This window comes from Legionella longbeachae (assembly GCF_004283175.1).
Taxonomy (GTDB): domain Bacteria; phylum Pseudomonadota; class Gammaproteobacteria; order Legionellales; family Legionellaceae; genus Legionella; species Legionella longbeachae.
The window spans coordinates 55,654-67,928 of the sequence record NZ_RXNW01000001.1 but is presented as its reverse complement, the minus strand read 5'-3'; the positions used below and the strand labels follow the sequence as shown (position 1 = coordinate 67,928).

Below are 12,275 nucleotides of genomic sequence, written 5' to 3'. Positions count from 1 at the left end.
GGCTTCTGCTTAAATTAAATCATTTAAATGAATTTAAGCAGAAGCTAAATCAGATTTACTGAACAAGAACATAACGGCCATTTTTCAACATATAGTGATGTCCGTTGTGATAAATAACTTGATTATTATGATAGGTACCAACATTGTGATAAGTAGCTGGTTGACCCGATATAACACCAACTCCTGTCCCTACTACTTTACCAACACCACTACCTATAAAAGCACCAGTATCTGCTATGTAACCAACACCAGTACCCACGGCAGTAGCTCCATATTTTACACCAGTACCTACAGTTGAATTACTGTATTGGCTAACGTCATTCATTGTATTGCAACCAACCAAACTTAAGGTCATCAATAAAGCTGGCGATGTGATTATATATTTTTTCATCATACTCCTCCTTGAATCCACAAAAATGACTTCTATATGTATATATAGTTCATAAATAGATCATTTCCAGTAAATCTTTAGAGAAATATACTTTAGGGTGAAATAAGATTTTAATTCCCCCCATTATTGAATAATCAATCCTTATGTTTTTGCAATTCGAAATACAGCAATAGTTACAACCATCATTTCAATCAAAATTGGCTTACAATTGTGATATTTTTTCAAAAATCTTGTTGATAGGGCATTTGGTTATCTTGCTCAAAATTTCTAAAGTTTTGTTCTGCTTGATTTCCTTTTTCAATATTTAAACAATCTTTTCTCTCATCAGGATCTTTTAAATTCTCACAGTTATTATTGAAATAAGAATTAGGGTTTACTTCATCATTAGCAAGCACATTGAATGGAAGTAACACAATAAAAAGAAGAACTAATTTTTTCATAATTGCCCCATATTTTTCTGGTAGGCTAATCATACCTAATTCAGACTATAAAATATATGCAGAAACATGAATCATCCCTTATGTTTCCAGATATTTGTTATGATACTATAAACATAGGTTGTTATTTTCAATTAGGTTTTAGCCATGGACATGGGGCAAAAAAAGAGCTCATCTGAAGACGAGAAAAAATTTAATCCTGAAAAAAACTCATTTCATAAAGAACATCCAACTGATGCCAAAATCAGACGAATAAAAGACTGCCTTCTTTTCGTCATTGTTCTTATTATGATTTTAGGTGTTTTTTGCTATTGTGTTTCCGTATTTTTCAATATAAGAAGTTTTGATGAAGACAGAAAATGGGCCACTTTGGTGATTACTGCAATAATCTCTGCCTTACTCGGTTATCTTGTTGGAAAATCAAGCAAATAACCTGGCGAACCTTTTCCCATCATCTGTGCATAGAGCTTACAGCAAAAATATCAATCGAGTTCTTTTCTTACCATAGAAACAACATTAAAGTGGAAAGCCATGATGGATAATAAAAAACAAAAAGAAGAGAAAAAGTCTGAAGAAAGATGGTTTTATGGGCTTTTTAATAGTCAGAGTCATGCAGAACCTAATGTACCTTACTGTACTCCAGACCAATGTTTTATGCATAATAGCCCCCAAACATTTTCCAGTACAAATTTAATAACATCACAAGTATTCCCTCATACTGAGTTTAATAATACGATCAGTGAGGCTATTAACTCCCTTAAGCTATCAGAGCTATTTTCTCCTGAACTCATTCAATTAATTACCGATGCAGCGCGGCAAGGCTTTTTACTATCCGTATTAATCACTTTGACCAACGAAGGAGTAACTGATTATTTGCAGAGTTTTCATTATCATCCTGACTCTATATATTGGATTAACCAGGCCGTCCGAGCGCTTTTGCTTATTGCTCTAGGTACTTCACCCATTCAAGCAATTGCAACACCTGTAGCTGGATATATACTCAATAAACATTTGGGATTAAGTAAAGAAATTTCAAATCATATAACTACAGGGGTTACATTGGGTATTAATTTGTTAACAACACCAATGAGTTTTATTGGAACATCTATGAGTATAGGTACTGCTATAGGCACAAGTTTATTAGGAAGTAAGATTACAAAATCAGGTTACGATTTTTTTCGTACTACTTTTTTCGAGAATAAAAAAGTTGCACCTATTCAAAATGAGGATTCTCAAAATATGCTTCAATTATCTTGACCTGTTTTGATTTTCCTCAGTTATGATGGGTTGTGCATTTTAAAATAGCAAGACTCACATACTCCCGTTTATTGTGAGTTTAACCTGAATATTTGATTCAGATACTTCCAATGACCAAAATTTTGCTCAATCAATACGAAAAAATGGCGCACATTTGATCCAGTGTCTCGCGTTGTTCTTTTAATTTTTCCTTATGGGAATCCTCAAACATTAATTGTTCCGCTGCGGTTAATGCTGCATAAGGCAAGGGTTTAATTGCTGCGGCATAAAAAGCATTGTAATTTTCATCACCAAATAAGCTCTCATCTCTTGGTAGTTCCTTTAATTTTTGGACTACTTGATCCATTTGCTTTTCCAACAGCTTGGTTTGTTCCGTTGCTTGCTCCATAAAATGATAAGCACCATATGCTCCACCCAATACAAGCCCCAAGCCTATCACAGTAGGGACAAGAGAAAAAATAGAAGCTAAAATCAACACTGCTCCGATAGTAACCATCGATAACGATAAGGCGGCATTACACCCACTATCTACTGTGGACAGTAATTGTTGATTAAGCATCGAAACTTGTTGAATAAATGCAATCAAGCCTTCTTTTTTTTCATCAAAATGAATGTGATTATAAATATTATTGTTATGGCTTTGATGTCCTTGTATTGCAACTAGATGGTTAAGCATTTGATCAATGATATAGGTGAGATCTGAAATTTTCCCTCTACGCACATAAGCCATAGCAATATTATAGACAGTATTCGACCAATGAGGCTGTGGATTAATGAACTCTTGCGCATAACTATTAAGCTGCTTGGTAAACTCAACTGGTATATCGCCAATATCAAGATGATTTTCTCTCCAAAATGCCAGTCCTCTAGAATACCTGGGTAAGCTATGAGCAAAAGTTTTATTTCTCACCGCCACTGTATTTAACAAAGCAACATACATATAAAATTTACCGAAATGATCCGTATTTTGCTTTTCAATTTGTTCGCATAATGAAGAAAGTTGATTTGAAGGCATTATATTTCTCTTGTAACAAAATTTTGGCAATTATAATATAAAATAATGCAAAAGATAAATTACTAATCATTTAATCGAGTTAATTTCATTAATTGATTCCATAGATAACAAAAGCACCATCTCATTCAGAATAAATATTTTCAATTTTAATTGGGTCAAAAAATGATGAATATGTAATAATTATAAAATTATCCAGGGTGGGAATATTAAATGCTCATTAAAAATATTTATGTTTATAACGATGCAGGAATTAAAGAATTAAAGCATGTTCAGGTTACAGAAAGTGGTTTTAGGGTAGTTTTCAATATTGAGGATGATTTATCATATCTTCAGGATAACAAAATTATTGATTCCAAAGGCAGCTATTTTCTAATGCCCGGAATGTTAGACACTCATGTCCATGGTCAAGGAGGTATTGATTTCTCCGTTTTAGGTGATGAGGTGGGTGATGAAGGATTGGAGCACATCGTCAAAACACTAGGTAAAACAGGCCTTTCTTATGCATTAGCGACCCTCGTCTCTATGCCAATATCCGACTTAAAAAAATCATTAGTCAAGCTTAATGAATTTATAAAGAAAAAAGAACAAAATCCTGTTCCAGGTTGTACTCAAATCATTGGGGTGCATCTAGAAGGCCCATTTATCGCCAAAAAATGTAAAGGGGCTCATGCGGAAGAGGCACTACAAGAACATATTTCAATGGAAAAATTTCGGGATATTATTGATGTTGCTCCTGATATTAAACATTGGAAAATAACACTTGCTCCTGATTTATCAGGCGCAGAAGATTTTATTAAACAGACAAAAGTGCTTGAGCAAGAAGGAATCTTTGTAAAAGTATTTATTGGCCACTGTAATCCAGATGATAAAGAAGCGATTAGCAGGGCAGTTGCAGCAGGTGCTTGCGGATTTACTCATTTAGGTAATGGTTGCCAAGAAACCTGTAGCAGGGAAATACGAAAACTTACTGTAAATGATGCTCAAAGCCATGTTGTACAATGGATACTTGAAAACCCTGAACAATGCCCCCCTGGCGTAGAACTTATTATTGATGGTGTACACTTGTCATCCTCATTTATTTCTCTCATACAAAAAACAGTTAAAAACAAAATCATTCTTGTAACCGATGCCTTAGGACCTACAGGTTGTGATGATGGAGTATATAAACTAGGGGTTCTTGATATTCGTAAAGATCAAAATAGTTTCTATCTGGCGGATAATGAGGGTAATTTTTTGATTAAAGAAGGTATATTACCTACCGGAGAAAAAGGCTTTGTAAAAACCCTTGCTGGAAGTGCAGCATCATTATCTTTTTGTATCCAAAAATATTTTGCATCATTGGATCATGAATCCCTGGAAAGCCGTATGGATTCTATCTATAAGGCAATTATTACTAATCCTAGAACTACATCGTTATCCATTGATGCAATACAAAATTTAGCGGATGACAAAAATTTTTCTATTTTTAATAATAATGGACAACTTATTTTAAGCTCATGTAATGGCCAAGTAATAGAACATCAGCAGGTACAATGGTCTATATCAAACATGCTTCAGTATGGTTTTTTATCCAGACCCCCTACTTTTGGAAACAGTCGTACTGAACCCGAAATAAATAACACTTACAATTAAGATCTGCTCATAAAAGTCTTGGACATGATCTTATTTACCAAAGACTCCCTATGAATCAATGTGAGTCCTTCTGATATAAAAATTAAAAATTTTTTATATCAGACTGATTTCATTTAGAACTGGATCTCATATTTATGGAACACATTTTATGGGATATAGACTCGATTTAAAAATAGATTTATTATTTACTCAAGCGTGTATTCACTGTATCTATTAATTCTTCATGCACCAATGCACGCTTCACTATCTGCAAGTTATATTCACCCGCACTTTTTAACGCTTTTCCAAATGCCTCAGAGTTAGTCTGATAAAATAAGTTTTTTAAAGTCATTTGCTCTTCAAAACCTAAAATTTCACGATAAACATCTTGAATTTCTTTAATCTTGAAAGGATAGGTAAACTCATAAAATGTATGCCCTCCAGAAAGATACAACATGGAAGAAATGAGGCACTTAATATAATTGGAAAACGGTCCTATTTCATTAAATTGAAATTTGTTATCAGACAACAACAAACTACAAGCCCTCAATTGAGAAAGCATCGTTCCAGATATTGAATTTACAAAAGGTTGCAATAATTTTGCAAAAGTATTATCGCTCCAATTTTTCTCGCTCTGACCTAGTACGTATTGGCTATTCTCCGTTGGTTTGAAATTGAAACTATGCTGTTTGTCTGTATCTGCATAACGAACAGGATCATTATGGTAAGGAGCTGGTGCATTACTTTTCAAAATTCCCGTGGTTGAGAAAAAATGGAGTCCATCACGTGTTTGCCGTCCGCGATAAGAAGGTGCATAAAGCCCCTTACCATAAATGTTAAGAGGCAGCTCCTTAAATGATTCCGGGTTCTCTTTTGCTTTATCAGCATAAAGACGGGTACATATCAGTCCTAACAGGGTTGCGCTAATAACATATTTAATCTTTCCATACTCTTCTGCGGTAAATTTCTTTTTTGCTTCCCCGATAGCCTGCAAATATTCTGCTACATCTGCACCTAAATATTCTTTAATTTTACCTAAATCATTCCACGGCGAAGTTAACGTTCCATCAGCAATATCTTTTAGGCTATCACCAAGTACTGGGTCACAATTGTTGATTAACTCCAAAATATCAGAATAATGATCCTGTATTTGCTCCGGATCAAGTTTTTCTATTTCGGTAATTGTCGTATGGTAGGCTAAATGCGTTTCAAAATAACGCCGACTCGCATCAGTATCAATAATATTGGTATCAAATGAAATATCTACAGCCTGTAAATAAGAGTTAGTCTTCATTGCAGCTGAAATAATTGTAGATAAAAAAACTATATCATCGTCATTTTCACAACCAGTAATATAAAGCGCTTCTAAACGTAATTTTTCTTTAGTCGTTAATTTATTCTCCTGTAAAACTAACAAAATTGCTTGTCCTGGGGAAATTTTCGGTTTTGGCATAATCTCTACTCTAAAAAAACGATCATTAATATAAAACAAACATAATGATCAATTTAAAAGCATTTTAAATACGCTATTTTAAGCCGATATTGTTAAGAAAAAATTAAATTGAAGAATATTTGTTTATTTTTTTTATAGGCAACAGAATAAATCTGGATTAAAAGAGATTTACTTTTTATAAACCATAATTTCACCACGCTTGTAAGGTCTCAAAAATGTAAAAATAATTTTTCACTAATTGCCAATACCCCCTCTCTAAAACAGTATCTATTTTCAACCATTTTCATTGAATTCACTCAAATAGAGTAATAGATTTATAGTTAGGACATACTAAATGCATAAAGTTTTAAAAAAAGGAATTAAATCAGCTCAGAACTAAATTTAGTATTAACTGGCCGTTCTTTAGATGAAATCGGTTTTACGTAATGGACGCAACATGGAAAATTAAGGCATCCCCGTTTTTTAAGTCTTCGTAAAGACAAGGATGCAAAAGAGGTGCACTGAGAGGATAAATCAAAATAGCGACAAACCATTTAGGAGAGGGTACTATGAAAATTGCTGGTATTGATATCTCGCATGCAGATAAATTACTTTATCCAGATGACAAAATTTCAAAAGGGGAAGTTGCAGAATATTTTTATAAAATCTCGGATTACCTTTTGCCTTTTGTACAAAAAAGACTAATTACTCTGAAACGATATCCTGAGGGGATCAACGAAAATGGTTTTTATAACAAGCATCGTCCCGATTATTTTCCTGATTTCATTAAAGAATATACTGTACCCACCCTGAAAGATAATTCTGAAATGAACATGGTGGGAATTAGTTCCAAAAAAGCATTAGTCTATCTGGCAGGTCAAGATGTTCTTGAATTACATATTTCATTATCAACAATATCTTCAATTGAAAAGCCTGATCAAATTATCTTTGACTTTGATCCCCAAGATGATGATTTTGAAAAAGTGCGTGAGGCAGCATTTACTTTAAAAAAAATATTTGAAGAATATGATCTCACTGCTTTTGTCAAAACATCTGGTTCTCGTGGGCTTCATATTCATTTGCCACTAAAAACGCACTACAAATTCGATAAGATTAAATCTATATCACGAAAAATTGCAGAAAGACTACATCAGAAATGTCCTAAAATAACCACCCTAGAACATAGAAAAGACAAACGTGGCAATAAAGTGTTTATTGATTTTTTACGCAATGATTATGCCATGACAGCAATCACACCCTATTCTTTACGAGCCAGAAAAGGAGCGCCTATAGCAACCCCTTTGGAATGGGAAGAGTTGAATGATAATTCATTAACCCCTCGATCTTATCATTTAAAAAATATTTTTCAGCGCTTAGAGAAAAAACCAAATCCCTGGAAAAACTTCAACCGGTATAACCGTAACATAGATATAAACGACCTATTCAAGTAAAACCTACCCTTTTGATCTTCAAAAGGCATTAACGAACCCACTAGCTCCTTTGCACCAGTACATCGGTAATAATCAGAGAATGATTATAAAATTAAAGGGGAACAAAGTTCCACACCGCATCCCATCAATTACCCAGATTATGTTTTTTAATCTTTAAAAACCCCGTGGGGGTTAAGCATTTTATAGATTTCACCAAGGTGCATTTCTTCTTCCTGGATCATTTTTCTTGCAAATTCTTCAACTAACACTGATTTTTTTTCCGCATGTTGTAGGAGTTGATGATATAAATTCAAACCTTCTTTTTCATGCTCAAGTGACTCTTCTAAAATATGGCTAATATTATGTTCATGGGTCTCTAATAATTTACCAATTTTAAGTGTTGGGTGATGCGCAAAATGAGTGATAAGTTCACCTATCATGTGAGCATGATTAAGACACTCTTGAGCTTGATCGCGCATCCATTTACAGATAGGAATTCGATTAAAACCAAAGATCATAAAGGAGTAATGGGTATAACGCACTACGCCTGCCATTTCGAGTTCTAATAAGGTATTTAAAATTTTTATAATAGTATCATCAATTTTTTCGCTGCCAGTTCTTCCTGATGCCATATTCATTACCTCCCTTTTTATTTAAGTTAAAGTATAGAGTAATATTTTTGATTGAATCACTTGAAAAGGAAATTCATATGAAATTATCAAAAAATTTATTCATAATAGGATTCATTGCAGCCTTGGTAAATTTTTTTTCAGTACCAATTGTTTTGCAGCTTCAGAAAATGTCAAACAAGTTGAAATTACATCCGATGAAATGAACATTTTGGCAGATGTTGCTGTTATTGATAAAACATAAATTATATTGGCCGCTGTTGCATCCAACAAAAAAGTAAGTGCAGAGGTAATGGACTTCGCTAAATTTCTGAGTGAACATCATGGTAGCAACCTGAATCAAGTCCTTGAAATTGCAAACAACCTTCATCTCCATTCTTTAAACAGTGATCAGGCAAATAAGCTAACCACTGAAGGTAATGAGGCAATGATGAAATTGGGGCGCTTACAAGGCAAACAATTTGATAAAGCTTACATTGATGCCATGATAAATGGACATCAAGCTGCTTTAGACTTGATTGATACTCAATTAATGAAAAAAGCTAAAACTGAATCAATCAAGAGCTTTCTGAGTCATACTCGTGCGACAGTAGTACAACATTTAGACATGGCAAAAAAAATACAGCTCAACTTGCAACCTGAATCTTAAAGATAGAAATCTCATCACCCTACCTTCTGCGAAAGCACTGTTTTTTAGTCACAAGTTAAAAATCTTGGGGAAAAAGCAGTGCGACAGCAGAGATAAAAATACATGTAGATTAAGACTTCGCGGGAAACGCACAAAAAAAAGCTTCTCATGTTTACACTCTGTTTCAGCACCAGCTTGAGCCTCAAACTAAAGAAGTTCTTAAAACGTAACGCCTAATCCACATGCCCAGCAATAATCTGAATTAATGAGTATAATTAATGCATATGAACTGCAACAAGGATGTTTTTATGTATGAAGATCTGAGCACCCCTTACCAAGTACCCAAAAGCATTGCTTCCTTGCAACTGGGAGGTATTCTTATTGATGATAAAATATTAAAAAATGCTCCTGTTAATCTCGTACTCAAATCATTTAACCGGCATGGCTTAATTGCAGGTGCTACCGGTAGTGGAAAAACAAAAACCATGCAAGTGCTTTCTGAGCAATTATCTCTGGCCGGGGTACCTTGCCTGGTGATGGATATAAAAGGAGATATTTCAGGTTTGGCAATGTCAGGAGATGCTACTCCCGATCTTGAAGCACGATGTCAATCCCTGCAAGTCTCCTATAATCCTCGTGGATATCCCGTAGAGTTACTCACTCTAAGCAGTGTTGCAGGAGTTCCTTTACGCACCACTGTTGCTGATTTTGGTGCCCTTTTATTTTCAAGAATGTTAGGAATTAATGAAACTCAGGCTGGAGTTATAACTATTATTTTTGAATATGCCAAAGATAACTCGATGCCACTAATTGATTTACAGGATTTCAAGGCCCTATTGCAATACATACAAAGCAAAAAAGGTAACTCAGAAATAGAGTCTCAATATGGTAGCGTTGCTTCAGCCTCAATAGGTTCTATTATGCGCAAAATTGTCGAATTAGAATCTCAAGGTGGCCAGCAATTTTTTGGTGAACCTGCTTTTAAAATTGATGATTTATTACGATATAACGAAAACGATCAGGGAATTATCTCCATTGTCCGTTTAATGGACATGCAAGATCGACCCCAATTGTTTTCAACCTTTATGTTAAAGTTGCTTACCGATATTTATCGCCAATTACCAGAATTAGGCGATCCTGACAAACCAAAATTAGTTTTATTTATTGACGAAGCCCATTTAATTTTCAAAAATGCCAGCAAAGCCTTATTAAATACACTTGAAACTATTGTTAAATTAATTCGTTCCAAAGGTGTAGGCTTGATTTTTTGCACTCAAACACCAAACGATATCCCTGAAGCAGTTTTAGGACAGCTCGGATTAAAAATTCAACATGCCCTACGCGCATTTACAGCAAAAGATCGCCAAGCAATGAAATTAGTAGCACAAAACTTTCCGCCATCAACTTATTATGATACAGAAAAAATGTTAACTACTTTAAGTATTGGTGAAGCTCTTTTGAGTGCTCTTGATGCTGAAGGAGAACCAACACCGTTAATTCACTGTCTGATTAGACCACCAGAATCAAGAATGGGTGTATTAACTGATAGTGAAATACAACAAATTCTTAACACATCTCATTTGTACCAACGCTATTTTCGTCCGCAAAATTCCCATTCCGCAGCAGAAATGCTTGCTGAAAAAAAGCAAAATGCAGCACTGGATACCCCCCAAGCCACACATGACAAAGCCGCAACAACAGAGCCTTCATTATTGGTAACAATGAGTAAGAATACATTAGTGAGACAACTGGCCCGAGATTTTTTTCATTGGCTATTAAAAAACTTAACGAAACGTGGACAAAGATAAACGCCACAAATTGTTCTATTTATAGCATTTTATAGACACAATTTTCCTGCGCTGTAAAAATGTCTCTGTTTGATACATCACGATGGTAAATGAGTATCAAACAGAGAACAAATACTCTATAAAGAACAATGTTATCTTCTCCTGACAAAACCGGTATCGACTTCGTTTCGTTCTTCTACTTTTCTTGATTCTTGCGTTATGTCTCTAAGCCGCGCTTTAAAGTCGATTTCGATTGCAGGTGATCTATCTGGAGCATCGTTTTGGCGTTGTTCCACAATATCTTGTTTCGTATTAAGATGAAGCAATTCTGATTGAATTTTTTTACTAAATGCACAAAATGATGTGGGCGTGGAAATATATGCTTTAGACGCCTTTTCAACATCAAATCCACCAGCTTCCATTGTCATCTTTAGTTCATCATCGATGCCTGCCTTGACAACTTGTGTTGCAGTAGTGGAACAATTAAATTTAGTATAATTATAAGCGACCGCGCTTTGTGATAAACTGGCCATCTCTTCAAGAATTTTTTCAGCATCAAGTGCAAAATCCGGTGCATTATGATCATAAGTAGTTGGTATTCTAACGATCGCTGCAGGTGCCTCTCCAACACTAAGATGCCTTTCTTCAAAGTCCCTCTTACACAAGTCGATTTGTGCAGATATTCGGCTTATTTCCTTGGGAATCATACTACATTGAGCATTTTCGGCTTCAGTTAAATCAAGCGCTTTATTTGGTTCCCTGTTTTCAATTCGAGCCTGTTTTACTTCTTGCATATAGTTCGTTAACTTATCTGTCAAAAGTTTATTCTCAGCCAGCAATGCGTCTTTTCGTGCTGTTAACTCCTTATAAGCAGGATCATTTTCAATGTCATGTTTTAGGTGCGCATGTGAAAACTCTTTTACTTTGGTGATCGTTTTTTCACGTACTAAACTTCCTTTAACATTGGTTTTATTATCTTCAGGTACATTTTCGCCATATAAATATCCTTTTGTATAGGATTTAATCTTATGGCTTGGTTCGTGACGCCATTCAGCTTCTAAATCATCCCTATGACTATTAATGTGATGACCATTACTATTTCCGGGCCACCAACTAAAATAGACAAAATAATTAATCTGTTCCTTGGGCTTGTAATTGCCATCTGCTTGTTGTTCTGGAACTATTTCTGTCCGTTTACTTATCGCAAGGCCCCGGATATCCTGGTATTTTTTTGCTAATTCATCTCCCTTTTCATCAGCAGGAAAGGTTAATTCAACAGCAGCATGCCCTACATTACCACCGAGAAGCGTAGACTTGACTGGTGTCGTAAAACCTAATCCTTTGCGACTGCTTTTCCAAGTATAAATTTCAAGGCCCATAATAGAATCTCCTACAAAACAACATGATTAAATTATGAACAATTTGAGTTAAATTATACTTACACGTATTATGCAATATATGAAGCATGTATACGTAATCTATTTAACGCTCATAAGTTATTGGGAACATGGGGCAAAATTGGTACTTTTTTAAGAATTACGATTGAGTTTTGTACTTAAAGAGGGCTTAATCAGATACAGAACGTTTGATTAGGGTATGCATACTTCATCTATTGAGTATTTGTATCGGTTTCATAGGACTAGTACAGCATGCCGCTT

12 protein-coding genes are annotated in these 12,275 nt (G+C 34.8%); 6 read left to right on the top strand and 6 right to left on the bottom strand.

From position 1 onward, the window contains the following. Window positions 1-55 precede the first annotated feature (55 nt). Both EKG34_RS00230 and EKG34_RS00225 read right to left on the bottom strand, forming a co-directional pair. On the bottom strand, window positions 56-325 hold the full coding sequence (locus EKG34_RS00230; RefSeq protein ID WP_231852883.1) for a hypothetical protein: 270 nt from the start codon (window positions 323-325) through the stop codon (window positions 56-58). 287 nt (window positions 326-612) lie between these two features. Beyond that, complete coding sequence (locus EKG34_RS00225; protein ID WP_223799999.1) at window positions 613-831, bottom strand: hypothetical protein; 219 nt, start codon at window positions 829-831, stop codon at window positions 613-615. A gap of 144 nt (window positions 832-975) precedes the next feature. Here EKG34_RS00225 and EKG34_RS00220 point away from each other — a divergent pair, with 144 nt between their 5' ends. Together EKG34_RS00220 and EKG34_RS00215 are read left to right on the top strand one after the other, a co-directional pair. Beyond that, on the top strand, window positions 976-1,260 hold the full coding sequence (locus EKG34_RS00220; RefSeq protein ID WP_003632332.1) for a hypothetical protein: 285 nt from the start codon (window positions 976-978) through the stop codon (window positions 1,258-1,260). 99 nt (window positions 1,261-1,359) lie between these two features. Continuing rightward, window positions 1,360-2,085, top strand: coding sequence for a hypothetical protein (locus tag EKG34_RS00215; RefSeq protein ID WP_003632333.1), 726 nt, complete (start codon window positions 1,360-1,362; stop codon window positions 2,083-2,085). A 130-nt stretch (window positions 2,086-2,215) separates the two neighbouring features. On the opposite strand, the gene EKG34_RS00210 is transcribed toward EKG34_RS00215, so the two are convergent. Further along, window positions 2,216-3,100 (bottom strand): hypothetical protein, encoded by an 885-nt coding sequence (locus EKG34_RS00210; protein WP_003632334.1) that lies wholly within the window; start codon window positions 3,098-3,100, stop codon window positions 2,216-2,218. A gap of 210 nt (window positions 3,101-3,310) precedes the next feature. Between EKG34_RS00210 and EKG34_RS00205 the strand changes: the two genes are divergently transcribed. After that, window positions 3,311-4,732 (top strand): hypothetical protein, encoded by a 1,422-nt coding sequence (locus tag EKG34_RS00205; protein WP_003632335.1) that lies wholly within the window; start codon window positions 3,311-3,313, stop codon window positions 4,730-4,732. A gap of 181 nt (window positions 4,733-4,913) precedes the next feature. Here the strand turns inward: EKG34_RS00205 and EKG34_RS00200 are convergent, their stop codons facing one another. Beyond that, window positions 4,914-6,164 (bottom strand): hypothetical protein, encoded by a 1,251-nt coding sequence (locus EKG34_RS00200; RefSeq protein ID WP_003632336.1) that lies wholly within the window; start codon window positions 6,162-6,164, stop codon window positions 4,914-4,916. Between the two features lie 548 nt (window positions 6,165-6,712). Here EKG34_RS00200 and ligD point away from each other — a divergent pair. Beyond that, on the top strand, window positions 6,713-7,594 hold the full coding sequence (gene ligD, locus EKG34_RS00195) for a non-homologous end-joining DNA ligase (RefSeq protein WP_012978955.1): 882 nt from the start codon (window positions 6,713-6,715) through the stop codon (window positions 7,592-7,594). Window positions 7,595-7,740: 146 nt separating this feature from the next. Here the strand turns inward: ligD and EKG34_RS00190 are convergent, their stop codons facing one another. Next, window positions 7,741-8,205: a ferritin-like domain-containing protein gene (locus EKG34_RS00190; protein ID WP_003632338.1), complete on the bottom strand. Its 465-nt coding sequence runs from the start codon at window positions 8,203-8,205 to the stop codon at window positions 7,741-7,743. 247 nt (window positions 8,206-8,452) lie between these two features. Between EKG34_RS00190 and EKG34_RS00185 the strand changes: the two genes are divergently transcribed. Together EKG34_RS00185 and EKG34_RS00180 are read left to right on the top strand one after the other, a co-directional pair. Next, complete coding sequence (locus EKG34_RS00185; RefSeq protein ID WP_003632340.1) at window positions 8,453-8,851, top strand: DUF4142 domain-containing protein; 399 nt, start codon at window positions 8,453-8,455, stop codon at window positions 8,849-8,851. Between the two features lie 287 nt (window positions 8,852-9,138). Beyond that, on the top strand, window positions 9,139-10,638 hold the full coding sequence (locus tag EKG34_RS00180; protein WP_003632341.1) for a helicase HerA-like domain-containing protein: 1,500 nt from the start codon (window positions 9,139-9,141) through the stop codon (window positions 10,636-10,638). A gap of 131 nt (window positions 10,639-10,769) precedes the next feature. Here EKG34_RS00180 and EKG34_RS00175 read toward each other — a convergent pair whose 3' ends face one another. Then, window positions 10,770-11,996: a hypothetical protein gene (locus tag EKG34_RS00175; protein WP_003632342.1), complete on the bottom strand. Its 1,227-nt coding sequence runs from the start codon at window positions 11,994-11,996 to the stop codon at window positions 10,770-10,772. Between the last annotated feature and the right edge of the window lie 279 nt (window positions 11,997-12,275).